The following is a 25493-nucleotide window of genomic DNA, read 5'->3' on the forward strand; positions in this document are numbered from 1 at the left end:
CCGGCAGCAAAATCAGACCCCGCGGTGCAACAGGCAGATCGCGATCGCCGGGTTTGCTGCTGCTTCGCAGCAGATCGCTGGCAAGCCGAGCTCCTACGCCCTGCGGGCAGAATCAAACGCATGATCGTGGTAGACGCAAAATGGCGCGGCGGTCAGCGTTAAACGAAATGGCGCGGCGGGTCAGAACCAAACGAAATGGCGCGGCAGTTCGGCATCAAACAAAATGGCCCTCGTAGCTAACACCAGCGCACAGACAACCCCATCTCGCTTCTGGCCGAAAGGCCGTAGGAGCAAGCTTGCTCGCGATCTGCCGGGAACCGGCAGCAAAATCAGCCCCCGCGCTATAGCAGGCAGATCGCGATCGCCGGGTTTGCTGCTGCTGTGCAGCAGATCGCTGGCAAGCCAAGCTTCTACGCTTCGCAGGCCAGAAACCGTCCCCGCCTGATTCGGCTTACTTCAACACCAGTAACCGATAAACCCCTGCCTCGTTTTCGATCCCGTGGGTGTCATGGGTAAACCCCGGGAACGACTTATCGAAGCTCTCTAGCGCCTTGAGATACGCCAGTACGGCCCCATCGGCAGCCCCTACGTTTTCGCCCGGCATCAGCAGCGGGATGCCCGGTGGATACGGCACGATGCCCGTTGCGGCGATGCGTCCGGCGGCTTCCTCCAGGGTCACTTGCTCGACCTCGTTCCTGACCAGCTTCTCGTAGGCCTCCACCGGGCTGTACTCGGCTTCGGGCAGGGTACCGAACGCCTGGGCCATGGTCGCCGTGGTTCGGGTTTTCTTCATGGCCGCGAAGATTTCCTCGGCCAGATCCTTCAACCCCATACCTGCATAACGCTGCTGGTTGGCAGCCAGCAGGTCGGGCAGGCACAGCTCAAGCTCCAGGTTGGTGTCGTAGTCGCGCTTGAAGTCCAGCAGCGCGTTGACCAAGGTGCCCCATTTGCCTTTGGTGATGCCGATGGAGAACAGGAACAGGATGGTGAAATCGGTGGTTTTCTCGACCACGATCCCCTGCCGCCCCAAGTACGCGCTGAGCACGCAGGCCGGGATGCCAAAGTCGAGCAGGTTGCCGTCGTCGCCCATGCCGGGGCTGAGGATCGAGACCTTGATCGGGTCGAGCATGCAATAGCCGTCTTCGATGTCGCCGAAGCCGTGCCAGACCTCATTGGGGTGCAATACCCAGCAAGCTGGATCGGTCTTGAGCGTGAGCGGCTCGACTTCATGGAAAGCCACCCACGTCCCGCCAACGTGCACCGACGGCGGCTGCCAGCACGAGAAGAACCAATCGTCGTTCCTGAGCATGTCGCTCTGCATGCGCGAGATGACCTGACGAAACGCGATAGCCTCCTCGATGGATTCATTGGTCAGGATCTGTCCGCTAGGCGCCTCCATCATCGCCGAACTGACGTCGCACGAGGCCATGATCGCGTAATTGGGTGAGGTCGAGGCATGCATCATGTATGACTCGTTGAAGCGCCCGTGCGGGATCGGATTGCGCCCGTTGCGCACATGAATCATCGAGGCCTGGGACAGCGCCGCCAACAGTTTGTGGGTCGATTGCGTAGCGAACACGGTTGGCTTGGAAGGGTCGTGGTCCTCCGGCTTGCCGTGCATGGCGAAACGGTCCTTGTACAGCGGGTTGAATCGCGCGTAGCCGTACCAGGCCTCGTCGAAATGCAGACGGTCGACGCTTTGTCCCAGCAACTCTTCGACGCGGGTGACGTTATAGGTCAAGCCATCGTAGGTGGAGTTGGTAATGATGGCGTGCACCGGGGTCGGATCGACGTGGCTTTTGACCAGTGGGTTGTTGGCGATGGCCGCTTTAACGCTTTCGGCACTCAAGGTCTGTGGCAGGATCGGGCCGATGATGCCAAAGCGATTGCGCGTCGGTACCAGGTAGGTGGGGATCGCACCGGACAGTGTCATCGCGTGCTCGGCGGACTTGTGGCAATTGCGGTCGCACAGGGCAATCTGATCGCGGGTCACGCTGGCCATGAGGATGACACGGTTGGACATCGACGAGCCGTTGGTCACGTAGTACGTGCGATGAGCGCCGAACACCTTGGCCGCGTAGCGCTCACCCTGCCCTATCGGCCCGCTGTGATCGAGCAACGAACCCAGCTCGCCGACTGAAATCGACAAGTCCGAGCGCAACAGGTTTTCGCCAAAGAACTCGTAGAACGCGCGGCCCGCCGTGCTTTTCAGAAACGCCGTGCCACCTGCATGGCCCGGCGTGTGCCAGGAGTATTCGTAACTGCGGGCGAACTTGAGCAACGCACCGAACATCGGCGGCAACACGGCCTGCCGATAGCGCTCGATGGCGGCCATGATGCGCCCGCTCAAAAAGCGGCTGGTGTCTTCGGGCAGCCAGATGAAGTCATCGGCATGCTGCATGACGATTAACGGGACACTCGACGCCGTACTGCGATCGCTGATCAGGAACACCGGTACGCGGGTATTGCGTTCACGCAAGGTGGTAAGCAGGTCGATGCATTCCTGATGGTCCGGGCTGTCGTCCATTTCCCAACTGAGCAGCACGCACTGAATCGCCGGATCAGTGCTCAGAATCGACTTGGCGTCGCTCAGGCTTTCCGAGGTCAACACGCTGATGGCGCGCTCCTCAACATCGCTGATCAGCTGGATCAAGGCCCGACCGAATACCGTGCGTTTATCGGGCTGCTTGGTCACCAATAGCGCCAGCATGCCGAGTAGATTTTTGTCGTCCTTCATGGTCGGGTCCCCCGTTTGGTAAGATTCAGGTCGTTGACTGGGACCGCCTGACCAACGATGTGTTGCGCCGCTACAGTCTGAGTCGGAACGCTGTTATTGACCGCTTCGAGCCTGATCAGACGCGTATTGACGAAGCCGAACAGCGTGTAGCCAGCGATGGTCGCCACCCCGCCAAGCATCAGCGCCTGCGCACCGGAGCTGTACAACGCCAGGTAACTGTAGGCCGCCGCGATATAGGCGACGATGTTGGTGATCAGGGCCTTTCGTGCCGGCACGTTGGAGACCTTCTGCAGTGTCATCAACGTCGCCATCGACAGGATGTACGGCACCAGGTTGGTCACCACCGCAAGGTTGACCAGGGTGTCGAACTGCTTGGCAAGATCTGGGCTAATGGTCAGCAGTGCCATGGCCGTTTGCAGCGCCAACAGGATCAACATGCTGATGATTGGGACTCCGTGCTTATTGGCCTTTGCGAAGATCGGCAGGAAGTACCCGGTATCGGCCGAACTCTTGAACACCTGGGCCACGGTGAACTGCCAGCCCAGCAACGAGCCGATGCAAGCCAGCACCATGAAGCCCATGACGATATCGCCAATCATGGGGTTGAACATTCGGGCGAACACCAAGCCGAAGGGCGCCGTGGAAGACACCAGATCGGCATTTTCCACAATGCCGGCGATGACGTTGGTGGAGGCAATGTAGATCACCGCTGCACCCAGAGTCCCGCCCAGCACAGCGATGGGCACGTTCTTTTCGGGGTTCTCCACCGCGTCGCCGTTGGCGCACGCTGACTCAAGGCCCAGAAAGGCCCACAGCGTGATCGCCACCGAAGCGCCCGCCGCTTCGTACCATGTCTTGTCATGAGGGTTCCAGCCAGCGGCGTAGACACTGCTGTCGAACCAGAACCAGCCGATGGTCGAAACCAGCACCACTGGCGCGATCACACCCCATACGGTCACAGCGCCGATCTTACCGGTGATTCTCGCCCCGCCGAAGTTGGCGAACGTGGTAATCCACAACAGCGCGATAGTCGCCAGTCCCACCTGCAGGGAACCGAGTTTTATATCGAACAGGGTCTGGATATAACCCACCGCCGTGATGCTGATGGCCACGTTGGCAATCAATAACGACAGGCCGTAGGTGTAATTGGTGATGTAGTTGCCGGACTTGCCGAAAGTGTATTCGGCGTAACCGCCCATGCCCCCGGTCTTGCGGCTGAGCATGCCGCAACGGGCGAATGCATAGGCCAACGCCAGCGAGCCGGTGGCGGTAATCAGCCAGGAAAGAATCGAGATGCCGCCGACTTCGGCGAGTTTGGTAGGCAACAACACAATGCCGGATCCCAACATGTTGACAGCCGTCAACATGGTCAGTTGTCCCACACTCATTTTTTTTGCGACTGACATTCAGTGGCCTCTTTAGGAAGCGAGAAGGGTGTTAGCTATAGCAAAGGATTCTCAGCGGGCAAGAAAAGGATGGCCCTCGAGTGCCTGGCACGACGCCAGGCTTGAGCCATGGCAAGCAGGATTTGCCAGGGGCTGGAGGGGCCCGCATGGAAACCCGCAGCCTGCGAGCGGACGTGTGGATAACGCACGGCGCAAGGACATGACCAAAGGCTCGACCGCTGTAGATACGCGTCCACACAGATAAGAATAATCATGGGCGTGCGCGCGATTATTGACTCATCTGACTTCGCAGCTGGTTCATCACTTGCACATCGGTGCGCTCGAAACGCAGCGGGGTCGCCGACACGCCGCCGTGGGTAACAACGAAGGTTTCGCTGTCTTCGAAGTCGGGGCGCTCATGGCGGTCGATGTTCAGCCAGTAGTAGCCCTGCTCGCGCATGTCGGTACGCTGCGTGATGTTCAGACCATCCATACGACCGACGCCTTGCCGGGTGATCTGCAGCGGACCGGCCTGGTGCGGCGCTACGTCCGGGAAGTTGACGTTCAGGCAGACATCCGCGGCCCATTGCATGCCGAGCAGCCGACGTATTACCTCGGGTGCCAGCGCCCTGGCCGTGTCCCATTTCACCGCATCGCGGCGGCTGAAAAACTGGCTCAGGGCAATGGAAGGTACGCCCAGCAGCAGGCCGGTCATGGCCGCGCCAACTGTGCCGGAAAACAGGGTTTCGACGCCCAGATTAGCGCCCTTGTTGATGCCTGACAGCAGCAACTGCGGCGGCCTGTCCAGCAACTGGCGCAGGCCGATCGCCACGCAATCGGCCGGGGTACCCGACACCGAAAAGCGGCGCTCGCCGCGAGTCTTCACCCGCAATGGGTGGTGGATGCTCAAGGCGTGGGAAATTCCGCTCTGATCCTGTTCCGGCGCGACGACCCAGACTTCGTTCGCCAACTCCCGTGCCACCGCTTCAAGCACTTCAAGTCCCGGGGCGTCGATGCCATCGTCGTTGGTGATCAGGATGCTCTCGATACGCGGGTAAGGCATGTGATTCTCCTTGGCAGGTAACGCGTTTGCAGTGCGCAGTCCCCTGTAGCAGTCCGGCTTGCGACGGCAGCGGTGTCTGGAACATCACCGCTACCAAGCCGCATTGCTACAGAAGAACAAGGTGTACCGGTGGCATTGGCTGTCGGCAGGTTGATGCCTCAGACAAACAGCGTCCACAAGGCAAACCCGGCATACCAGACAATCGCTGCGCGGATCAGCAGTTCCCAGAGCACGTCCAGGCTGTTCACTCCCTCGGCACCCACGACCGGCGCCGGGACTTCACCCGCCACGCAGCCGGCTCGGGTGATCAAGGCCGAGGCACTGATGTTCCAGTTCAGCAATTCACCGAGCATCACCCGGCTGACCGCAACGAAGTTGCCTACCAGGGCGAAACTCGCTGCGAGCAAGCGCACTGGCACCCAATCGAAGGCATGGCGCAATTGCGTGGCGCGCTCGACCAGCGCCGGCGTCTTGCCGTGGTCGGACGCCAGCGCCAGCAGCCGATACGCCAGCGCCGCCACTGGGCCGAGCACGAAATACCAGAAGATCACCGCGAAGAAACTCTGATAGACCTGCCACAACAAATACGTCTGCACGCCGCCGAGCAACTGCTCCTCGTTCTCGGCCTTGACGCCCAGATCACGGTCGGCCACCAGCACCGCTGCCTCCTGGTCGCCACGACGGCAGGCATCGCGGAACGAGCCAAGATTGCCTTTCACGTTGCCGCGCCCAAGGCTGTAGATCAGCACCAGAAGATGAATCGGCAGCGCCAGCCAACCGTAGGCAACCGAGCCGACAATCACCAGAACCAGTGCCAACACCAACAGCGGCAACAACACCGTCAGCGTCAGAATCCACCACGGGCGCTTGGCCGTGCGCGGGTTGGACTCAAGCCGCGCCAGCTGATGCAGCCAAGGCGCATCACGCTGAACACGCTGACGCAGCGCGGAAAATTTCTCGATCCACACCGCCAGCAGCAACACCAGAAAACTCATTACCTACTCCTCAATTCAATCCTGCAAAGCCGAACGAAACCGAGCCCAGTCAAAACAGGGGCCCGGATCGGTCTTGCGTCCCGGGGCTATGTCGCTGTGCCCGCAGATTCGTGACGTGGTGATCGCAGGCCAAGCCAGCTGCAGTTGCCCGGTCAGAGCGATCAACGCCTGGTATTGTGCGTCGGTAAATGGCTGATCATCGGTGCCTTCCAATTCGATGCCAATGGAGAAGTCGTTGCACGTCTCCCGACCCTCGAACAGTGAAATACCAGCATGCCAGGCGCGATCCAGACAGGACACGAACTGCGTTAGCTCGCCATCACGCTCGATCAAGAAATGCGCGGAAACCCGCAATTCAGCGATGCTTTCAAAGTAAGGGTGCTCTGCGGCGTCCAGCCTGTTCTGAAAGAACTGCTGGACCTTGCCCGTCTTGAACTGCGCGGGCGGCAGGCTGATGTTATGGATCACCAGCAGCGAAATCTCCGCCTCGGGGCGGTCATTGAAATTGGGCGATGGGCAACGGTGCGCGCCGTGGCACCAGCCCGTGGCAGGGTCCAATTGCATGGAGGGATCCTTAAAGCGTAAACCGACAGCGCTCAGTATGCCCGCGATGGGAACGGATGTGGATGAATACGACAGATCCGAGCGTGCGAGTCCTTATGGCCCCCCGGCGAGTCGGCGCAGGCAACCGCGCAATCGACATCCCCGGCATGCTGTGCAGCCGCAGCGGTACGCGCAACTTCAGCCCTTGAGCTTGCGCAGGTTCCCCAGTACCGATTCCAGCGCCCGGTCGAACAACAGCGAGTCGTCCAGCACCCGGATCGCACCGCGACGGAACTCGACTGCCAGGCCCATGCGGGTCTTCTCCAGGACCTTCATCCCGGTACGGTTAACGAACACATAACGGCCGCTCGGCTCGACGATCGCCGCCAGTTTGCAGCGCAGCTTGTGCTCTTCGTCTTCCTGAATCTCGACCCAACTGCCCAAGCGCAGCTTGTCGACTTGCATCAGCCCTTCGTCATCCTCGGGCAGGTGCACCGCCGGCTCGCTCAGCACTTGCTCGCCCGGCGCGACCAACACGATCTCTTCCACCACTGCCATCATCGAAGGCCCTTCAGCGAACGCATCGCCAACTGCCTCGGACGCACCCTGCACACCCTCTTCCTGCGTTTGCGCAACATGGTTAAAGGCCTGCACATGCAGGGCTTCCAACTGGCTGAAGAATTCGCTGGTAGCGAACGGATCGAATGCTGCGCTGCTAAGACCGTCACGCAGGGACTTGAGCAGCCCCGGCACCAGCTCCAGCAACCGTTGGCGCGCATCCGGCTCATCATGGGGTTCGACGCTCCAGACCAGGTCGTCCATCGCCTGCAGCCCGGCCTTCCACTCGCTGGATTGCTCGCCATGCTTGAGGCACGTCAGCAGCAATACCTTGCTCCAGGCCTCCTGCAGCAGACGCACCACCACTTCGGGCAGCGTCTTGCCTAGCAGACGATCATTAAGCGCCTGCTGCACGCGCTGACGCGCCAGTTCCGCCAGCGCCCGGCCCTCTTCGGCATCGCGGGTCCGCTGTTCGAGCAACTCACTGCGACGACGCTCGTCGCTGGTGAACGCCAGGAAGTCCACCAGCAACTCGGTGAAGATCGCCGGGTCATCGACGAAATCGTGCAACAACCGCTGCACGATCTGATCGATGCGGGTGTACAGGGAGTCGCGCTGGCTATCGTCACGACCGCCCCAACCCAACGCCGCCGAAGCGATTTCGTTGAGCAGGCGCCGAGCCGGATGGCTGCCGCGACTGAAGAAGCTTTTGTCGATGACTGCGACCTTCAGCATCGGGATCTGCAAACGGCCGATCAACGCGCGCAGCGAACCCGGCAGGTTGCGGTCGTCAAGAATGAATTCGAAAAGCATCGAGATCAGATTGATCACGTCTTCGTCGACGGTCCCGACGGTACGGAATTTGCCGCTACGAGCACTGACGCGAGCGATCAACTGCTCCAGTTGTACGCGCAGATCGAAATCATCCGGCGTCTCGGCCCGTGGCACGTACTGCTGAAGGTGAGACAGCAGGCGCAGCAAATCCTGACTGGAGATTGGCCGGGCTTCGGCAACGCTGTCCGGGCGCGGCGTGATGTTGCCCCGCACGTAGACCAGTAACTCTTGCAGCGCCGAGAACACCTCTTGCACGCTCTGGTCGAGCTTCTCGGTGGCCTGGACCAACGCTACGCCCTCGGCGCGGTGCTTCTCGGAATGCGCGCCCCCAGCCGAGCGGTCGGTTGACCGACGCGACGGCAGCACCTTCAGGTCCGGCAGTACACCGGCCGCGATCAGCAACTGGTTGGCGGCCTCATACAATTGATCGGCGTCGGCCAGGGCGTATTTTTCGAACAGCTTGAGAATGATCAGCTTGACCTTGATCTCCACACCCAGGTTGCGACCGGACTGCAAGAAAAAATCACACAGCAGCGTAGGCCCGAGCGGATTAGTCTCGTCGGTCAAGGATTGCGGGATCAGCTGATTGAGGCGTGTGGTCAACTGGCTCAGGGCTACGCCATCGCGACTGACCACCTTGGTCACCATGGAATCGACGGCCACGGTGCGCTCAAGGTCGTCGTTGTGCACCAGCGCAAGCTTGTCGAAGGAAACAGGTTCGGCGAGGATCGGCTCAGCGATTTCATACTGACCGAGGCGCAGAAACGCGTCGAAAAACTTGTCGAGGAAATTGCGTTCGATACTTTTGCGCTTCAGGCGCAGGTCGCGCATGGCTTCGAAGAAGATGTTCTGCTCGGCGTTGTTGTGCGCGCGATCCGCCATCTCGAACAGCGTGTCATCGGCATTATCGAACAGGGTTTGCAGGCTTTCCTTGAGCTGCTGTGCGGCTCTGTCCCGGACCTGCAGCAGAACGACGGGCAGCCGAGCGACAGGCGAAGACCCGGCTTGATCCGGACCGTTCTTGCTCATAGGCACCACTTTACCGTCGTTTTGCATCAACCACCCCTCGTCACGCATCATTCAAACCAGCCACGGCAACAGCCACACAACAATCGCCAAGGGTGCATCAACTCCACTCGGACGGACGTCGAAACTTTTATTCACTGGGGTAAAAAGGCAGCACGTCAACGCGATGACGTCAAATACCGGGCGAGTATCTTTCAAAATCCGTCCGCCCGCCAGCAGACTCTACGCCCTGATTAGAATAATAGAAGCGAGCAGGGTGAAATGTGCTGGGATAGACACTGAAAACTCGATTCCATCGCATTAGCGGCGGAAAATCCGACCAAGTGCAGGTGAAGCCATCCGTTAAGGGATGGCAGAGTGATGGGTTGGTCCCGTCGGCTGCCTTATACTCCGATCAATTAGAAAGTGGAGTGCCATATGCCGAATCTACATCTCGCCTCACTGACCGCCGAAATCGAAGCCAATGTGCGTCGCGCATTGCTTGAAGACGTGGGCACCGGCGACATCACCGCGCAGCTGATCCCCGCCGAGCGCCTGGCCAAAGCGACCGTGATCTCCCGCGACGAGGCGGTAATCGCCGGAACGGCTTGGGTAGATGGCGTTTTCCGTCAATTGGACCCGCGCGTTGCGGTGCATTGGCAAGTTGCCGACGGCGAGCGGGTCAAACCCAATCAACCCCTGTTTCACCTCGAAGGCCCGGCGCGTTCACTGCTAACGGGTGAGCGCAGCGCACTCAACTTCCTGCAACTGCTCTCAGGCGTTGCTACCCGCTCCCAGCACTACGCCGACAGGGTCGCTGACACCCAGGTCAAACTGCTCGACACGCGTAAAACCCTGCCCGGCCTGCGGCTGGCTCAGAAATACGCCGTCACCTGCGGCGGCTGCCACAACCACCGCATCGGCCTGTTCGACGCCTTCTTGATCAAGGAAAACCACATCGCTGCTTGTGGCGGCATCGTCGAAGCCATTACCGCCGCCCACAAGATCGCCCCCGGCAAACCCGTGGAAATCGAAGTCGAAAACCTCGCCGAACTCAAACAGGCGCTCGGCGGCGGCGCCGACATCATCATGCTCGACGAACTCAGCCTCGACGACATGCGCCACGCCGTGCACCTCACCGCGGGCCGCGCCAAACTTGAGGCCAGCGGCGGCGTGACGGATGCAACCTTGCGCAGCATTGCCGAGACAGGGGTGGACTACATTTCGATTGGTACGCTGACCAAGGACGTGAAGGCGGTGGATTTGTCGATGCGGTTGAGTGTTTGACCCCACCTTCGGCCGGTAAGAAGTCGCCCGCCCGCCACCGTTAGCCATTTCACGCCAGCGGCTGCGCAGCACAGAAAGGGCCGCAGCCCTCACGGTGCAGCCAGGCCAGCCATTGCCGATTGCCGGTGCGCTCTGCAGTCGCACAGCGTGCTGACGGCGCTTGTTTGCACAGACGGGTCGCCAGTCGCAACGGGCTAAATCGAACAATCCGGGCCGTGCTGTCTGGTTTCCGCTTCCTACCCGGCGGCGGCGCTCATCTAAGCTGGTCGTTCACCACAATGCGCGCATGGGAGAAAACGAGATGGCAGACCTGATTTTGCTCCACGGCGGCAACCACGGCTCCTGGTGCTGGGCGCCGCTGCTGGACGAACTGGCCATGGACAAGGCGCGGTTTGAGCGCATCATCACCCTCGACATGCCAGGCTGCGGCAATAAACGTGGTCGCGACAATTCGCAACTAAACCTGGCGGCAGTGGCAAAAGAACTCAACGACGACCTGCGCAATGCAGGCGTCACGCAGAGCATTCTGCTGGGTCACTCGATTGCTGGCGTCCTCTTGCCAATGATGGCGGTCGAAGATCCGTCGCTCTATTCGCAACTGATCTATCTGGCGACCTCGCTACCCGCTGAGGGGCAGACCATCATGGAGATGCTGGGCACCGGCCTGCACGGCGAAGACCCCGAGCATGTTGGTTATCCCATTGACCCTGTTACGAACTCGCCGGAAGCACTCAGCACTGCTATGTTCGGCCAAGACCTGAACGAAACCCAATTGACCTGGTTGCTGAGCGAAGTGGCCCAAGACAGCACGCCGCCGGCAGTCGCACTGGAACCCGCCACTCGCACTGGTTACCAAGGCTTGGTGCCCGCAACCTACATCCTCACTCAGCGCGACAACATCCTCCCGCCGCTCTGGCAACGACGCTTTGCCGAACGGGCCGGGGCTGAACGCATTATTGAAATCGATACGCCACACGAGCCTTTCGTTTCGCATCCGGTGCTACTGGCCGAGGTGTTGCGGGGGTTGAGCTAGGGGCTGTTGCCCTCTGTCTTGCGGGTACGGTGCGAGCGTGTGTTGGGAGGAGGCCGGATGTCGGCTGCCGCGACAGGTTTGCGCCACCGCCCATGCTCACCCCAATCCTTCGAAACGAAAAAGCCCGGTCTTAAAGACCGGGCTTTTTGGTTTGCTGGTGCCGAAAATAGGAATCGAACCTACGACCTTCGCGTTACGAGTGCGCTGCTCTACCGACTGAGCTATTTCGGCGATATCACTTACGAGCCGGTGTTACCACTAGTAGTGCCTGCGGTACAGCCTTTGGGCAGATAGTCAGCCCCAACCGTGGAGGAACAGCTCCAACCACCTTCGGCCGCCCGCGTGAGAGTGATAGTGGTCCCCGATAGGGCTGGCGGTACGTTTTGCAAGGTGCAAACTATTGTGCCGGTGCCTGCGGTAGCTGTTCCACTGACAGCCAGCTTACAGTTGGCGGTCGTATCATTTGTGATGCCGGAAAGAGCAAGCGTCGGAGTGGTACCTTGGTTGATGGCATCTTCATAGCCTGGCTTAAGCGCCGTTACCTCAGCAAGCCCAGCGGTTACTTTTGCCTTCGCTTGATATTTCGAATATGCCGGGATGGCGACTGCTGCCAAGATACCGATAATCGCAACAACGATCATCAGTTCAATCAGTGTGAAACCCTTTTGTGCTTTCATTGTTCGCTCCAAAATCACGAATATAGTGTGAGGCCGTGCCGCCTGATGCATCCTCTATGCCAACTCCTTCATCACATTTGCCTACTCGCCAGAGCTTTCTTGACGCGGTCCCTTCCATAGCCAAGCAGAAAGTGACATTTAATGTCACCTCCGGCTCCTCCGATTGGCAGCACAGCCCGACTACGCTATAAACCACACACTGTGTGCGTCTGGTGGTTTTATGACTGATGTTGTCCTCTCCGGTTTGGCCAAACAACTTGTTGTGGCCAACCTGCTTGATCAAAAAGTAGCCAAACATGCCTACCAGCAGGCTAGACGTGACAAAGTTTCTTTGGTCAGCTACCTCGTACAAAACAAGCTGGTTAACAGCCTGGCGCTAGCCGAATTAGCGTCCGACCAGTTTGGTCTGGCCTTTCTTGACCTGAGCACTTTAGACAAGGACAGCCAACCAAAAGGGTTAGTGAGTGAAAAACTGGTCCGTCAGCACGCTGCACTGCCGTTGTGGCGTCGCGGCAATAAACTGTTCGTAGGTATCTCGGACCCGACCAATCATCAGGCAATTACGGATATACAGTTCAGCACTGGCTTGAATACCGAGGCCATTTTGGTCGAAGACGACAAGCTGAGTGTGGCCATTGACAGAATGTTCGATACCCACGGCGGGCTCAGCGAGATGGCTGATGTCGACCTCAGTCTTGAGATCGAAGCCGTAACCGCAAATCACGAAGCGACACTGGATGAGGTCGATTCCGAAGACGCTCCGGTGGTCCGCTTTGTTAACAAAATGCTGATGGATGCCATTCGCCTTGGCTCCTCCGACCTGCACTTCGAACCCTATGAAAAAACCTTTCGGGTTCGCCTGCGTACGGACGGCATTCTCCACGAAGTTGCCAAACCGCCTACTCAACTGGCGGGGCGTATCGCTGCGCGGCTCAAGGTCATGGCAGGGCTGGATATCTCTGAACGACGCAAACCTCAGGACGGCCGGATCAAGCTGCGTATTTCCAAGACGCGCGCGATTGATTTCCGCGTCAATACGCTCCCTACGTTATGGGGCGAAAAAATTGTCATGCGGATCCTTGATCCCGCCAGTGCACAGATGGGTATTGATGCTTTGGGTTATGAGCCTGAACAGAAAGAACTTTACCTGCAGGCGCTGCGTCAGCCGCAAGGCATGATTCTGGTTACAGGTCCTACCGGCTCCGGGAAAACGGTCTCCCTCTACACCGGTTTGAACATCCTGAATACCGTAGATATCAACATCTCAACCGCCGAAGATCCGGTGGAAATCAACCTCGAAGGCATTAACCAAGTTAACGTTAACCCGCGTCAAGGTATGGATTTCTCTCAGGCACTGAGGGCATTCCTGCGCCAAGACCCGGATGTCATTATGGTGGGTGAGATTCGCGACCTGGAGACGGCTGAGATCGCTATCAAGGCTTCTCAGACCGGGCACATGGTTTTGTCGACGTTGCACACCAACAGTGCGGCCGAAACACTGACCCGGCTGCACCACATGGGCGTAGCGGCTTTCAACATTGCGACAGCAATCAACCTGATCATTGCCCAGCGTCTGGCACGTAAACTTTGCTCCAATTGCAAGAAGGAAATTGACATTCCTCGCGAAACTCTAATTGCAGAAGGGTTCCCGGCGGAGAAAATCGGCACCTTCAGACTGTACTCACCGGTAGGTTGTGATCAGTGCAATGCTGGCTATAAAGGCAGAACCGGAATTTACGAAGTTGTGAAGACCACGCCTGAACTTGAACGCATCATCATGGAAGAAGGCAACTCCATTGAGATTTCTGCGCAGATGCGCAAAGACGGCTTTAATGACCTGCGCACTTCAGGGCTCATGAAAGCCATGCAAGGCGTGACCAGTCTTGAGGAAGTCAACCGGGTGACCAAGGACTAGGCATGGCAACCAAAGCAAAAAAAACCAAGGTGGCCAAACCTGTTGTATACGCTTGGGAAGGTGTAGACAAAAAAGGCGCCAAAGTGACCGGCGAGTTACCCGGACACAATCCTGCCTTGATCAAAGCACAGTTGCGTAAGCAAGGCATCAACCCGCTCAAGATCCGCAAAAAGTCGGTGTCCATTTTCAGCGCGGGCAAAAAAATAAAGCCGCTGGATATCGCTTTTTTCTCGCGGCAGATGGCGACCATGATGAAAGCAGGGGTTCCACTGCTGCAATCCTTCGACATTATTAGCGAAGGCTCCGCCAATCCGAACATGCGCAAGCTCGTCGACGACATAAAGCACGAGGTGGCTGCCGGGCACAGCTTCGCGACTGCCCTGCGACAAAAGCCTCAGTATTTTGATGACTTGTTTTGCAATCTGGTCGACGCTGGCGAACAAGCCGGGGCGCTGGAATCCCTCTTGGACAGGGTCGCTACCTACAAGGAAAAAACCGAGTCGCTGAAAGCGAAAATCAAGAAAGCGATGACATATCCAATCGCCGTAGTGATCGTTGCGTTCATTGTGAGCGGTATTTTGCTGATCAAGGTGGTTCCTCAGTTCCAGCAGCTCTTTGCCGGATTTGGCGCAGATTTACCGGCTTTCACTGTCATGGTTATCGGCCTTTCTCAAGTGCTGCAGGATTACTGGCTCATTTTGTTGATTGTGGTTTTCTTGATCGTTGTGGGGTTCAGGCATGCACGTAAGACGTCCGAAAAGTTCAGAAATGGGCTTGATCGTACGCTGCTTAAACTCCCGATCATCGGGCAATTACTCTATAAGTCAGCCGTTGCTCGATATGCCCGCACATTGGCAACGACGTTCGCTGCAGGGGTGCCTTTGGTGGAGGCTCTGGATTCCGTTTCAGGAGCCACGGGGAATATTGTTTTCAGGAATGCGGTAAATAAGGTAAAGCAGGATGTCTCCACGGGCATGCAGCTGAATTTCTCTATGCGCAGTACGGGCGTCTTCCCCACACTTGCTGTGCAGATGACTGCCATCGGTGAAGAGTCCGGGGCTCTGGACTCCATGCTCGACAAAGTGGCGACGTATTACGAGGAAGAGGTCGACAACATGGTAGACAGCCTCACCAGCCTCATGGAACCTATGATCATGGCGGTATTGGGCGTCATCGTCGGTGGCCTCGTCATTGCCATGTACCTCCCCATCTTCCAGCTCGGAAACGTCGTCTAACCATGTCCCTCCTCGACCTCCTGGCCAGCTCCCCGCTGGCCTTCGTTTTATGCACCTTCGTTTTGGGCCTTCTCGTCGGCAGCTTTCTCAACGTCGTTATCTATCGCCTCCCGAAAATGATGTTCCGTGACTGGAAAATCCAGGCGCGGGAAGTGCTGGGACTGCCGTCAGAACCGGAAAGCGAAACCTTCAACCTGATTCTCCCCCACTCGCGCTGTCCACATTGCTCGCACAAGATTCGCCCATGGGAAAACCTGCCAGTGATCAGTTACCTGTTCCTGGGCGGTAAGTGCTCCAGTTGCAAGGCTCCCATCAGCAAGCGCTACCCACTGGTGGAGCTGGCGTGTGGGGTGTTGTCTGGCTTCGTGGCCTGGCATTTTGGCTTTGGTTGGGAAGCGGCGGCGGTGTTGGTGTTGAGTTGGGGGTTGTTGTCGATGAGCTTGATTGATGCCGACCACCAACTGTTGCCGGATGCGATTGTGTTGCCGTTGTTGTGGCTGGGCTTGATCGTTAATTCGTTCGGGTTGTTCGCTTCGTTGACTGACGCGTTGTGGGGTGCAGTGTCAGGGTATCTGGTGCTGTGGGCGGTGTTTTGGCTGTTCAAGCTGGTGACCGGCAAGGAAGGCATGGGCTATGGCGATTTCAAGTTGCTGGCGATGCTCGGCGCGTGGGGTGGCTGGCAGATTTTGCCGTTGACGATTTTGCTGTCGTCGATTGTCGGCGCGGTGTTGGGCCTGATTCTGTTGCGCTTGCGCAACGTCCAGACGAGTACGCCCATACCGTTCGGGCCTTATCTGGCCATTGCGGGGTGGATCGCATTGCTTTGGGGTGATCAAATAACCACTTCGTATTTGCAGATCGCCGGTTTCAGATGATTTTGTCCGCAGCAACACCCTGGATCCTTGGCCTGACTGGCGGCATTGGCAGTGGCAAAAGCGCGGCGGCGCAGTGCTTTGTCGAGCTGGGCGTGCATCTGGTGGACGCCGATAATGCTGCGCGCTGGGTGGTCGAGCCAGGACGTCCAGCCTTGGCGCAGATTGCCGAACACTTCGGTGCGCAGGTGCTGCAGGCAGACGGCACGCTGGACCGCGCAGCGCTGCGTGAGCTGATTTTCAAGGATCCCTCACAGCGCACCTGGCTTGAAGCTTTGTTGCATCCACTGATTCGCGAGGAAATTCGCCAGTATCTGGCGCGCGCGGAGTCTTCTTACGCGATTCTGGTGTCGCCGTTATTGCTGGAGACTTCGCAGCACCAGACCGTGCAGCGGGTGCTGGTGATCGATGTGCCTGAAGCGGTACAGATCGAGCGCACGGTGCTGCGCGACAAGACCAACGAGGAGCAGGTTCGCGCAATCCTCAAGGTGCAGGCCAGTCGTGCAGAACGTCTGAGCCGCGCTGATGACGTGATCGTCAATGATCGCGACCCGGCCTGGCTGAAAAGCGAAGTCGAACGACTGCATCACTTTTATCTAACTTTGCGTGGAGGCCAATGATGAGCCAACCAATGACCGTCGATTGCCCAACCTGCGGAGCGCCGGTGGAATGGACGCCGGAGAGCAAATTCCGGCCGTTTTGTTCGGACCGCTGCAAGCTGATCGACCTCGGCGCCTGGGCGTCGGAGGAGCATGCGATTCCGGTGGCGCCGGACGCAGAAGACGAACTGTTTTCGGGCGAGTTCGATCCGCGGCAGCATTGATTCAAACCCATCAAACAGCACTGCGGAACAGCCTTCCCCCAAACGCTCCCTTTGCAGCAGCGCGGCTTGCCGGCTATCGCGATCTCAAGGACGCCGAGCTGCTACAGGGTCATGCTCAGAACCTCACACCTCATAATCTCAGGCCACGGCCCCGACCGGCTCCTTGCCTTCGAAAACGGCCGCCAGACTCGCCAGCACCATCTCGCCCATCCGCGTGCGGGTTTGCACGGTGGCGCTGGCGCGGTGGGGTTGCAGGGTGACGGTTTCCAGGTCAAACAACACTGGCGGCACATTCGGTTCATCGACGAATACGTCCAGTCCTGCTCCCGCAATCGCACCTGACTGTAACGCAGCGATCAAGTCGGGTTCGTTGACCAGGCTGCCGCGTGCCACGTTGATCAGATACCCGTGCGCACCCAACGCTTCCAGCACCTTGGCATCGATGATGCCTTTGGCTTTGTCCGCGGCAGCAGCGACGATCAGCGCGTCGCTCTGACGCGCCAGCTCCAGCAACTCACCAACAAAGGTGTACGGCACGTCGCTCATGGGGTTGAGGTCGGTGTAGCTGATCGGGCAACCGAAAGCAGCCGCGCGGGTGGCGACAGCCCGCCCTACCCGGCCCAGCCCGACGATGCCGACACGCATGCCACTGAACTGACGCGCCAGTGGCAACGGCACCAAAGGTGTCGCGGTCTTAGCCCAGGCGCCGGAGCGCACGTAGCGATCACCGGTGCCCAGCCCGCGACAGGCCGAAATCAGCAGGCCGATGGCAAGGTCGGCGACGTCTTCGGTCAGTGCACCAATGGTGGCGGTGACGCGAATGCCACGGTCGCGCGCATAGGCCAGATCCACGGCATCGGTGCCGACACCGTTAACCGCGATGACTTTCACATTCGGCAGTTGCTCCATCACTGCGCGGGTAATGCCGGTGTGCCCACCGGTGATCACGCCCCGGATATTGGCGCCGTGCTCAGCCAGGTACGCAGCCTTGTCGCTCTGCTGGAAATAGGGCCGCACGGTGTACAGCGCGTTAAGTTGCGCGTTGATTTCAGGGATCAGGATGGGGCTCAGTTGCAGGATTTCAGCTTTCATTGGCGTCTCGCTCGCGTCGAATTCGGTGAGTATCAACCACGGCCCACGAAAGGCATATTGGTCGCCATGACAGTCATGTTCAGCACGTTGGCCGACAGCGGCAGCGCCGAGATGTAGCGTACGGCGTCGGCGATGTGTTTGACGTCGATCATCGGCTCGACCGCAATCGAACCATTGGCCTGGCGCACGCCCTTGGTCATGCGCACCGATAATTCGGTGAGCGCGTTACCGATGTCGATCTGGCTGCAAGCGATATTGAACTCGCGCCCGTCCAGCGCCAGGCTTTTGGTCAGGCCCAATACTGCGTGTTTGCTGGCGGTGTAAGGGCCGGTGAACGGGCGTGGCACGTGAGCGGAAATCGAGCCGTTGTTGATGATCCGGCCGCCTTGTGGCGACTGCTTGCGCATCAGGCCGAACGCGCCTCGGCTGCACAGGAAAACCCCTGTGACGTTGGTGTCGATCACGCTCAGCCATTTCTCGATGGGCAATTCATCCATCGGCACGGCGGGGGCGTTGACGCCTGCGTTGTTGAACACCACATCGAGTCGGCCATAGACTTCTTCGATGGTCGCGAACAGTTTGTCGACGCTCGCCGGATCTCGCACATCGGTGGACACCGCCAATGCTTCGCCACCTTGCTCGCGCGCCAGGCAGGCCAATTCTTCCAGCGGCTCGATGCGCCGCCCGGTGACCACCACCTTGTAACCGTCTTCCAGCAGGCCCAGCGCGACGGCGCGACCGATACCGCTGCCGGCGCCGGTCACCAGGGCAATTTTCGAGTTCGATTGTTCAGTCATTGTTGTTCTCCTGTTGCGTGTCTGAATACTTCAGTTCTGAGTGGCACGAGGAGCGCGTCGGCTGCCGACCCGCACTTCGAATTCGCCGATACCGCTGATGCCACCTTTGATCACGTCGCCCGCTTCCAAGGCCGCCACGCCGGGCGGTGTGCCGGTCATGATCAGATCGCCCGCGCGCAGGCCAACCGAGTGGGAAAGCTGGCTGATGATTTCGCTCACTGACCAGATCTGGCATTCAAGATCCGAACGCTGGCGCTCGATGCCGTTGACGCTGAGCCAGATGGCGCCTTGTGTCGGGTGATGCCCCAGGGTGGCGGGCTGAATCGGGGTGATCGGTGCCGAGCCGTCGAACGCCTTGGCCGGCTCCCAGGGATTGCCCACGGCCTTGGCCGCCATTTGCAGGTCGCGGCGGGTCAGATCGAGTCCTGCGGCGTAGCCCCAAACGTGATCCAGCGCCTGCTCTTCGCTGATTTCGAAGCCGTCCTTGCCGATGGCGATCACCAGTTCGATTTCATGGCAGAACTGTTCGGTCTGGGTCGGAAAAGCCAGCTCGCCGGTGGCGTCGATGACCGAAGTCGCAGGCTTCATGAAAAACGCCGGCACTTGGCGCACGGCATTCAATGAGTCGCCCCAGTGGTAATTGCGCCCCAGGCAGAATACGCGGGCGATGGGGAACCGGGCTGCGCTGTCGTAGACCGGCAGGCTGGGGATGGGCGCGGGTTCGAATACAAAGTTGCTCATGAAAATTCCTCATGGCCGGCGGCCGTTTCATCCAGAGACTACGGGATGGAACTGCCCGAAAGTTGGACAAAACCGTGTTCGCGCTGGACTAAAAAACTCAATGTCCGGGGCATAAAAAAGGCGTACTCACGTACGCCCTTGCCTAGTTCGGCAGAAGGTCACACACATTCGTAATGCTTCACTGCGCCTTGAGCTGAATGCGGTAGATACGCCCCAGCAGCAGCGAATAAGACAAGGTGCCGATGCAGGCCACGCCACCGATGAACCAGAAGGCCCAGGCGAAGTTGCCGGTCAAGTGCAGGATCTGGCCGATGACGATCGGCGTGACGATGCCGCCAATATTCGCCGCCAGACTGGTGATGCCACCGGTCAGGCCAATCAGCTCTTTGGGGGCGATTTCCGACACCGCTGCCCAGGAAGCCGATGCGATGCCTTGTGCGAAGAAGGCGACGGTCAGCAGGGCGATGCAGACCTCGTTGGAGTCGGTGAAGTTGACCAGCATGATCGACATACCCAGCGCCGATCCCACCACCAGCGGCAGTTTGCGGGCCAAGGACAGCGATACACCGCGGCGGATCATCCAGTCGGAAATAAACCCCGCCAGCAATACGCCTACCGTTGCGCCGATGAAGGGCAGCACTGCGAAAATGCCGACTTTGACCATCGTCAGGTGACGCTCTTCAATCAGGTAAGTGGGGAACCAGGTCAGGAAGAAATACAGGGCCGAAGTGCTGGCGAATTTGCCGATGCATATTGCCCACACCTGGCGATATTTGAGCAGTTCGGCGATTTGCGCCCACTTGAATGTGTTCTTGTCCTGGCTGCTTTTGACCAACCCGCCGCCCGCCTCGATATATTCCAGTTCTTCCTTGCTGACCTTCTTGCAGTTCAGCGGGTCGCGATACAGGTAAAGCCAGGCAACCCCGAACAGAATGCCGACGATGCCGGTGCTGTAGAACACGTGACGCCAATCGTAGGTAGTTGCCAGCCACAACAGCAAACCGGTAAACAGCGCCGTGCCCAGGTATTGCCCGCAGACGTAGATGCTGCTGGCCATGCCACGTTCCCGAGCCGGGAACCAAACAGTCACCGCTCGGCTGTTGGCCGGAAATGCCGGGGCCTCCATGGCGCCGATGGCAAGGCGCAATCCAAACAGCGAGGAAAAACCGCCGACCAGGCCTTGGCAAACGGTGACTGCCGACCAGGAGATCAAGGAGGCGCCGTAGGTCAGCCGCGAGCCGAAGCGGTCAGCGATAAACCCGGCAGGCACCAGCGCGAATGCATAGGTCCAGGCGAACGCGGAGAAGATCAGGCCCATCTGGACCTTATCCAATCCCAGGTCCTTGGCCATGAAGGGTGCGGCGATGGAAATGTTGACCCGGTCCACGTAGTTGATGATCGTGGCGATCAACAACAGCGAGAGCATGAACCAGCGGCGATGGGACACGGGGCGTGCAGGCGCTGCAGCCCTGGGAACGGCCACGACAGCATCGATCGCCTGAGAATCAGGATGGCTCGACATGAAAATTCCTCGTTGTTTTTATTGGAATCGAGTAATGAAGCGCACCCTTAACTTATCGTACGACTGAGTTTAAACAAGCGATCGCTTAGACCGTTTTTGGATTTCAGCCATGTCTCGTCAGTATTTGTCCAAAAATTCTTGCGCGCGCGCCGAATCCAATACCAGCTAGTTTTTCGTCCGAAAACGTTGTGGTAGAGCGGTTTCTGCATTCAGCAACAAAGCAATCTTTTTGGACAGCAGAATTGAAGGCTGAGAACAGAAAGGTTTTGAATATAGTCATAGGACAACTGACAATACATCAGCACCTCGAGGAACCCACGATGGACTCTGCCAACCGCGTACCTACCTACGGCATGCAGCAACGCAGTGAGCGGCCAGATTTCTACATTCGCGGCAAGACCGAGGGCAAGCCCGAAACCGCGCCCCACCGCCACGAATATTTTCAGATCCAGATCAATTTGGGCGGTGACACTGTGCAGCACATTGGCGGCGTGGTGCGGCCCTTTCCCCGCAACACCCTGGCGTTCATCCTGCCGCACAAACTGCATCTGATTCCGCACCCGGCAGAGGGCAACTTTCTGCTGATCAATTTCGCCCAGACCTTCCTGCTGCCGCAGTTGCAATGCGATCCCCTGGATCTGGAGGATGTCGCGATTGCGCTCGCGCCGGAACTGTCGCCGTTCCGCTTTCAGGAGCACCTGGATTTCACGCTGAACGCGCAGGATTTCGCCGAGGTTCAGCGCCTGCTGGACCGCATGCGCGCACTGGACCAGCATCGCCGGTTCGGCACTCGGGAAATTCTCAAGGGCTGCCTGTTGCAACTGATCGGCACGGTCTGCGAGCTTTACGCCGAGCCGATCAAACGGCTGGCTGACGACAACGCCGCTGAGCGCAGCCGCCGTGATGCCCTGGCGCGCATGTCCGAATACGTACGTCAAAACCTCAGCGACCCGGATCTGAGCCTGAAGAAAGCAGCCTCTGCGGCTTTTCTCTCGCCGAACTACCTGACCCACTGGCTGCGCAAGGAAGTCGGCAAGACGTTCAGTGAACTGGTGCTCGAACGCCGCATGCACCTGGCCCGCGCTCTGCTGCTCAATGGCAGCAAACCGGTGGGCGAAGTGGCGCGCCTGTGCGGGTTCGCCGACGAAGCCTACTTCTCCCGCCGCTTCCGCCACGCCCACGGCATGCCGCCTGGACAGTTTCGCAAGCAGCGGGATTTGTAGTGCCACGGCCTAGTCGCAATCCGTAGCAGCCCGGCCTGCCAGCGGCGGCGGCCTGGTAATCGCTACCGCCAACCCTGGTGCTTGGTAGCGGCCCGTTAATTTATGTCCATGCACTGGTTTCATCTTCCCGCCAGGCCGCTAAGCTTGCCCTCATGGATGACTCCGACTACCTACGTCTGTTGACGATCCAGGCCGAGCAAGCCAATGCGTTTTTGTCCAACGCGCGCAAGTGGGAGCGTGAGCGTTGGGTGTGCCAGCGTTTGCTGCAAGGCCTGAACATTGCCCATCGCACCGACGACTTCCTGCCCGCCGGGCAAGAGCCGCCGGACGTACTGTTTCGCGATGCGTGTTTTGAAGTGTTCTTCGTGCTCGACGAAGGCCGGCGGCTCAATGATGAATGGCGTGAAGAGCTGCAACGGCGGCGCAGTGCGTTTTCCCTGAGTCAATTGGTGCGGCGTGAGGCCAAGCCCAAGCGCATTCCCGCCTCCGAATTGCTTCGTCGCCTGGCGCCGACCTTGCGCAAGAAAGCGCACAACTACCAGGAACGCGGGTTGGATCTGAGCGAACTGGACATCATTGCCTTCGCCAGCCTCAAGCGCGAGGTACTGGATCTGAACAGCCACTTCCCACCGCCCACCGAGTATCTGCGCCAGGGTTGGCGCTCGCTATCGCTGGTGGGCCCGACCTTTGCCCGCGTGCTGTTTGCACACCCCGAGGCGCCGGACTTTCTGCGCACGAACCTGGGGCGCAGCGTGGTCTTCGATGTGGGGATCAGCCTGTGATGGCGCAATTTGCGCGCCAATGATACAAAGCGGCATTGCTCGTTGATATCCGGTGTAACCCACGGCCGGAGTCGGTCGTCAACGAGGTTAACCGATTGCAGACCGTCGCTCGCTGACGCCGGTCAATGTCCATGACGAGGCTTTATGACCTGTCGCCTGAACCCCGACGCCCGGAACCGGGTCGAAGGGTATCTTCATGCGCCACAGCCCAGTGCCAGAGCATCGAGTCGAGCGCTCGCAGTTTCGATCCTGCCCGCTCCTTATGCCGGTGCCTGTCGTGGTGGTCGGGTTGAGCCCGTTGAGCCATTTATTGAAGTATCCGAAGCTTTGAGCTGCCTGGCGCTCGCTCGGATAGAGCCATCCAAGAATTCCTTAAGCCTTATGAGATATCCCCATGACTCATCGTATCGTGATCGTCGGCGGAGGCGCCGGTGGTCTGGAGCTGGCTACCCGTCTGGGTAAAACCCTTGGCAAGAAAGGCACCGCCAGCGTCACGCTGGTGGACGCTAACCTGACCCACATCTGGAAACCTCTGCTGCACGAAGTGGCCGCCGGTTCGCTGAACTCCTACGAGGACGAGTTGAACTATGTGGCACAAGGCAAGTGGAACCATTTCCAGTTTCAGTTGGGGCGGATGGTCGGCCTGGACCGCGAGAAGAAGCAGATTCATCTGGCGGCCACGCCGGACGAGGACGGCGACGAACTGGTTCCGGCACGCAGCCTGGATTATGACTCGCTGGTGATTTCGGTCGGCAGCACCACCAACGACTTCGGCACCAAAGGTGCTGCAGAGCACTGCCTGTTCCTCGATACCCGCAAGCAGGCCGAGCGCTTCCATCAGCAGTTGCTCAACCGCTACCTGCGCGCCCACGCCAGCCAGTCGCCTGCCTGCGAAGAGATCAACATTGCCATCGTTGGCGCAGGCGCTACGGGTGTCGAACTGGCAGCCGAGTTGCACAACGCCGCTCAAGAACTGGCGGCCTACGGCTTGGGCCAGATCAAACCGGAGAATTTGCGAATCACCGTCATCGAGGCCGGGCCGCGGGTGCTCCCGGCCCTGCCCGAGCGCATTGGCGGGCCGGTGCACAAGACACTGGAGAAGCTGGGCGTGACGGTAATGACCAACTCGGCGGTCAGCGAAGTGACGGCAGAGGGCTTGGTGACGGCGAGTGGTCAGGTGATTGCGGCAACCCTGAAAGTCTGGGCGGCGGGTATTCGCGCTCCGGCATTCCTGGAAGGCATCGCCGGGCTTGAAACCAATCGCATCAATCAACTGCAGGTGCGCCCGACCCTGCAGACCACTCGCGATGACAATATCTTCGCGTTTGGTGACTGCGCGGCCTGCCCGCAAAAAGGCACCGATCGCAATGTTCCGCCTCGCGCACAGGCCGCGCATCAGCAAGCGTCGATGCTGGTGAAGTCGCTCAAGCAGCGCATCGAAGGCGGCGAGTTGCCGGAGTACCGCTACAAGGACTACGGCTCGCTGATTTCGCTGTCGAAATTCTCGGCAGTGGGCAACCTGATGGGCAACCTGACCGGGAGCGTGATGCTCGAAGGCTGGCTGGCGCGGATGTTCTACATCTCGTTGTACCGCATGCACCAAATGGCGCTGTACGGCATGTTCCGTACGCTGATGCTGGTGCTCGGCAGCCGGATCGGGCGCGGCACCGAGCCGCGGATGAAGTTGCACTGATTCAACAATGAAAGAGCCCGCCGCACATCATGTGGCGGGTTTCATCCTGCACTCAGCGTCCCGACATCCGGTCCAGCAGCGCGCTTTTTTCCTCCAGCACAGCCGCCCTTCTGGCGATCTCGGCACGCGCAGCGTCAATGCGCATCCGGCCAGCACTCACTGCAGCCGCGTGGGAGTGGAAGAGCGTATCCGGCGCATACCACTTGCCCTTGGCAGAACGTTCGTTCAGGCCGTCTGCGGTGGGCCCAATCAGCTCGACTTCCAATACGACGAAGCTACGGGTCAGCACCCACGCAGTGTAGGGATAGGTGCGGGCTTTCAAATTCGGCCTCATGGCGGTGTCTCTTCGAAAAAGTGTCTGCACTGAACAGAGTGATCTGAGCAGTTTCAGGTCATCGACGGGCCGCTTCATGACCGCTAAGCGCGCCGACTGGCTGCCCATGATAACTATCGCTGTATAAATTTTCATATAGCGAAAGCCCTCAAGTTGCCTGCATCTTCAATGCGCAGCTATCGCTTGGCGTTTTTTGAGGTGTTGGGCAGACCGATTTGCAGAAGTAGTGTCGCAAATGATGAATGCACTTCATATGAAACACTCTAGCCGGGCAGTCTAGACGCGTTCGTAAGGTGTAACGCCACCCTGCCACTTGCATACAAATGTTTGTCGCATTTGTTACAAAT

At 59.0% G+C, this 25493-nt stretch carries 22 protein-coding genes and 1 tRNA gene; 10 read left to right on the forward strand and 13 right to left on the reverse strand.

Annotated features, from left to right (window positions below; translation table 11 throughout):
• Positions 1–451: 451 nt before the first annotated feature.
• The 6 genes from B3I26_RS01670 to B3I26_RS01695 form a co-directional block, all read right to left on the reverse strand.
• Positions 452–2737: an Orn/Lys/Arg decarboxylase N-terminal domain-containing protein gene (locus B3I26_RS01670; RefSeq protein ID WP_296254487.1), complete on the reverse strand. Its 2286-nt coding sequence runs from the start codon at positions 2735–2737 to the stop codon at positions 452–454.
• Positions 2734–4143, reverse strand: coding sequence for a putrescine-ornithine antiporter (gene potE, locus B3I26_RS01675; protein WP_296254488.1), 1410 nt, complete (start codon positions 4141–4143; stop codon positions 2734–2736). The genes B3I26_RS01670 and potE overlap by 4 nt, the downstream gene beginning before the upstream one ends.
• Before the next feature lie 268 nt (positions 4144–4411).
• Positions 4412–5185, reverse strand: coding sequence for a 5'/3'-nucleotidase SurE (gene surE, locus B3I26_RS01680; RefSeq protein WP_296254490.1), 774 nt, complete (start codon positions 5183–5185; stop codon positions 4412–4414).
• 158 nt (positions 5186–5343) lie between these two features.
• Positions 5344–6180 carry a regulatory signaling modulator protein AmpE gene (gene ampE / locus B3I26_RS01685; RefSeq protein WP_296254492.1) on the reverse strand — a complete coding sequence of 279 codons (837 nt, stop codon included), beginning with the start codon at positions 6178–6180 and terminating at the stop codon, positions 5344–5346.
• Between the two features lie 15 nt (positions 6181–6195).
• Positions 6196–6744, reverse strand: a complete 549-nt coding sequence (gene ampD, locus B3I26_RS01690) for a 1,6-anhydro-N-acetylmuramyl-L-alanine amidase AmpD (protein ID WP_296254493.1) — start codon at positions 6742–6744, stop codon at positions 6196–6198.
• A gap of 177 nt (positions 6745–6921) precedes the next feature.
• Positions 6922–9171, reverse strand: a complete 2250-nt coding sequence (locus B3I26_RS01695; RefSeq protein WP_296254495.1) for a DUF1631 domain-containing protein — start codon at positions 9169–9171, stop codon at positions 6922–6924.
• 387 nt (positions 9172–9558) lie between these two features.
• On the opposite strand from B3I26_RS01695, the gene nadC reads away from it, so the two are divergent.
• Both nadC and B3I26_RS01705 read left to right on the forward strand, forming a co-directional pair.
• Positions 9559–10407, forward strand: coding sequence for a carboxylating nicotinate-nucleotide diphosphorylase (gene nadC, locus B3I26_RS01700; protein WP_296254497.1), 849 nt, complete (start codon positions 9559–9561; stop codon positions 10405–10407).
• Positions 10408–10708: 301 nt separating this feature from the next.
• Positions 10709–11440, forward strand: a complete 732-nt coding sequence (locus B3I26_RS01705; protein WP_296254498.1) for an alpha/beta fold hydrolase — start codon at positions 10709–10711, stop codon at positions 11438–11440.
• Positions 11441–11595: 155 nt separating this feature from the next.
• Here the strand turns inward: B3I26_RS01705 and B3I26_RS01710 are convergent.
• Together B3I26_RS01710 and B3I26_RS01715 are read right to left on the reverse strand one after the other, a co-directional pair.
• Positions 11596–11671 (reverse strand) — tRNA-Thr (locus tag B3I26_RS01710).
• A gap of 8 nt (positions 11672–11679) precedes the next feature.
• Complete coding sequence (locus tag B3I26_RS01715; RefSeq protein ID WP_296254500.1) at positions 11680–12117, reverse strand: pilin; 438 nt, start codon at positions 12115–12117, stop codon at positions 11680–11682.
• A gap of 220 nt (positions 12118–12337) precedes the next feature.
• Here B3I26_RS01715 and pilB point away from each other — a divergent pair, with 220 nt between their 5' ends.
• The 5 genes from pilB to yacG are packed head-to-tail and all read left to right on the forward strand — an operon-like array spanning position 12338 to position 16962.
• A complete protein-coding gene (gene pilB / locus B3I26_RS01720) occupies positions 12338–14032 on the forward strand; it encodes a type IV-A pilus assembly ATPase PilB (RefSeq protein WP_296254502.1) in 1695 nt (564 codons plus the stop codon).
• 2 nt (positions 14033–14034) lie between these two features.
• Positions 14035–15267, forward strand: a complete 1233-nt coding sequence (locus B3I26_RS01725; RefSeq protein WP_296254504.1) for a type II secretion system F family protein — start codon at positions 14035–14037, stop codon at positions 15265–15267.
• A gap of 2 nt (positions 15268–15269) precedes the next feature.
• Complete coding sequence (locus B3I26_RS01730; protein ID WP_296254506.1) at positions 15270–16142, forward strand: prepilin peptidase; 873 nt, start codon at positions 15270–15272, stop codon at positions 16140–16142.
• The gene (gene coaE / locus B3I26_RS01735) at positions 16139–16759 is read left to right on the forward strand and encodes a dephospho-CoA kinase (protein ID WP_296254507.1); all 621 of its coding nucleotides are present in this window, start codon (positions 16139–16141) and stop codon (positions 16757–16759) included. Before B3I26_RS01730 ends, coaE begins: the two co-directional genes overlap by 4 nt.
• A complete protein-coding gene (gene yacG / locus B3I26_RS01740) occupies positions 16759–16962 on the forward strand; it encodes a DNA gyrase inhibitor YacG (protein WP_296254509.1) in 204 nt (67 codons plus the stop codon). Before coaE ends, yacG begins: the two co-directional genes overlap by 1 nt.
• Before the next feature lie 138 nt (positions 16963–17100).
• Here yacG and B3I26_RS01745 read toward each other — a convergent pair whose 3' ends face one another.
• The 4 genes from B3I26_RS01745 to B3I26_RS01760 all read right to left on the reverse strand — a co-directional run bounded on the left by B3I26_RS01745 (position 17101) and on the right by B3I26_RS01760 (position 21114).
• Entirely contained in the window at positions 17101–18054 is a 954-nt protein-coding gene (locus B3I26_RS01745) for a 2-hydroxyacid dehydrogenase (protein ID WP_296254512.1), read from the reverse strand.
• 32 nt (positions 18055–18086) lie between these two features.
• Positions 18087–18851 (reverse strand): SDR family oxidoreductase, encoded by a 765-nt coding sequence (locus tag B3I26_RS01750; protein WP_296254514.1) that lies wholly within the window; start codon positions 18849–18851, stop codon positions 18087–18089.
• Between the two features lie 30 nt (positions 18852–18881).
• On the reverse strand, positions 18882–19598 hold the full coding sequence (locus B3I26_RS01755) for a fumarylacetoacetate hydrolase family protein (protein WP_296254605.1): 717 nt from the start codon (positions 19596–19598) through the stop codon (positions 18882–18884).
• Positions 19599–19770: 172 nt separating this feature from the next.
• Positions 19771–21114 (reverse strand): MFS transporter, encoded by a 1344-nt coding sequence (locus B3I26_RS01760; RefSeq protein WP_409522056.1) that lies wholly within the window; start codon positions 21112–21114, stop codon positions 19771–19773.
• 320 nt (positions 21115–21434) lie between these two features.
• Here B3I26_RS01760 and B3I26_RS01765 point away from each other — a divergent pair, with 320 nt between their 5' ends.
• From B3I26_RS01765 to B3I26_RS01775, 3 genes are all read left to right on the forward strand, one after another.
• A complete protein-coding gene (locus tag B3I26_RS01765; RefSeq protein WP_296254516.1) occupies positions 21435–22337 on the forward strand; it encodes a helix-turn-helix transcriptional regulator in 903 nt (300 codons plus the stop codon).
• Positions 22338–22489: 152 nt separating this feature from the next.
• Positions 22490–23119 carry a DUF1780 domain-containing protein gene (locus B3I26_RS01770; protein WP_296254518.1) on the forward strand — a complete coding sequence of 210 codons (630 nt, stop codon included), beginning with the start codon at positions 22490–22492 and terminating at the stop codon, positions 23117–23119.
• Between the two features lie 394 nt (positions 23120–23513).
• Entirely contained in the window at positions 23514–24812 is a 1299-nt protein-coding gene (locus B3I26_RS01775; RefSeq protein ID WP_296254519.1) for an NAD(P)/FAD-dependent oxidoreductase, read from the forward strand.
• Between the two features lie 52 nt (positions 24813–24864).
• On the opposite strand, the gene B3I26_RS01780 is transcribed toward B3I26_RS01775, so the two are convergent.
• On the reverse strand, positions 24865–25146 hold the full coding sequence (locus B3I26_RS01780) for a hypothetical protein (protein WP_296254521.1): 282 nt from the start codon (positions 25144–25146) through the stop codon (positions 24865–24867).
• Between the last annotated feature and the right edge of the window lie 347 nt (positions 25147–25493).

Origin of the sequence: Pseudomonas sp. UBA5706 (assembly GCF_002419965.1) — a bacterium.
GTDB lineage: Bacteria > Pseudomonadota > Gammaproteobacteria > Pseudomonadales > Pseudomonadaceae > Aquipseudomonas.

Coding starts and splice junctions, on each gene's coding strand:
- nadC (WP_296254497.1), top strand. CDS start 9,559: ATGCCGAATCTACATCTCGCCTCACTGACCGCCGAAATCGAAGCCAAT.
- ampE (WP_296254492.1), bottom strand. CDS start 6,180: ATGAGTTTTCTGGTGTTGCTGCTGGCGGTGTGGATCGAGAAATTTTCC.
- ampD (WP_296254493.1), bottom strand. CDS start 6,744: ATGCAATTGGACCCTGCCACGGGCTGGTGCCACGGCGCGCACCGTTGC.
- yacG (WP_296254509.1), top strand. CDS start 16,759: ATGAGCCAACCAATGACCGTCGATTGCCCAACCTGCGGAGCGCCGGTG.
- B3I26_RS01745 (WP_296254512.1), bottom strand. CDS start 18,054: ATGAAAGCTGAAATCCTGCAACTGAGCCCCATCCTGATCCCTGAAATC.
- potE (WP_296254488.1), bottom strand. CDS start 4,143: ATGTCAGTCGCAAAAAAAATGAGTGTGGGACAACTGACCATGTTGACG.
- B3I26_RS01705 (WP_296254498.1), top strand. CDS start 10,709: ATGGCAGACCTGATTTTGCTCCACGGCGGCAACCACGGCTCCTGGTGC.
- pilB (WP_296254502.1), top strand. CDS start 12,338: ATGACTGATGTTGTCCTCTCCGGTTTGGCCAAACAACTTGTTGTGGCC.
- B3I26_RS01670 (WP_296254487.1), bottom strand. CDS start 2,737: ATGAAGGACGACAAAAATCTACTCGGCATGCTGGCGCTATTGGTGACC.
- B3I26_RS01695 (WP_296254495.1), bottom strand. CDS start 9,171: ATGCAAAACGACGGTAAAGTGGTGCCTATGAGCAAGAACGGTCCGGAT.
- coaE (WP_296254507.1), top strand. CDS start 16,139: ATGATTTTGTCCGCAGCAACACCCTGGATCCTTGGCCTGACTGGCGGC.
- surE (WP_296254490.1), bottom strand. CDS start 5,185: ATGCCTTACCCGCGTATCGAGAGCATCCTGATCACCAACGACGATGGC.
- B3I26_RS01730 (WP_296254506.1), top strand. CDS start 15,270: ATGTCCCTCCTCGACCTCCTGGCCAGCTCCCCGCTGGCCTTCGTTTTA.
- B3I26_RS01760 (WP_409522056.1), bottom strand. CDS start 21,114: ATGTCGAGCCATCCTGATTCTCAGGCGATCGATGCTGTCGTGGCCGTT.
- B3I26_RS01765 (WP_296254516.1), top strand. CDS start 21,435: ATGGACTCTGCCAACCGCGTACCTACCTACGGCATGCAGCAACGCAGT.
- B3I26_RS01725 (WP_296254504.1), top strand. CDS start 14,035: ATGGCAACCAAAGCAAAAAAAACCAAGGTGGCCAAACCTGTTGTATAC.
- B3I26_RS01715 (WP_296254500.1), bottom strand. CDS start 12,117: ATGAAAGCACAAAAGGGTTTCACACTGATTGAACTGATGATCGTTGTT.
- B3I26_RS01780 (WP_296254521.1), bottom strand. CDS start 25,146: ATGAGGCCGAATTTGAAAGCCCGCACCTATCCCTACACTGCGTGGGTG.
- B3I26_RS01775 (WP_296254519.1), top strand. CDS start 23,514: ATGACTCATCGTATCGTGATCGTCGGCGGAGGCGCCGGTGGTCTGGAG.
- B3I26_RS01750 (WP_296254514.1), bottom strand. CDS start 18,851: ATGACTGAACAATCGAACTCGAAAATTGCCCTGGTGACCGGCGCCGGC.
- B3I26_RS01770 (WP_296254518.1), top strand. CDS start 22,490: ATGGATGACTCCGACTACCTACGTCTGTTGACGATCCAGGCCGAGCAA.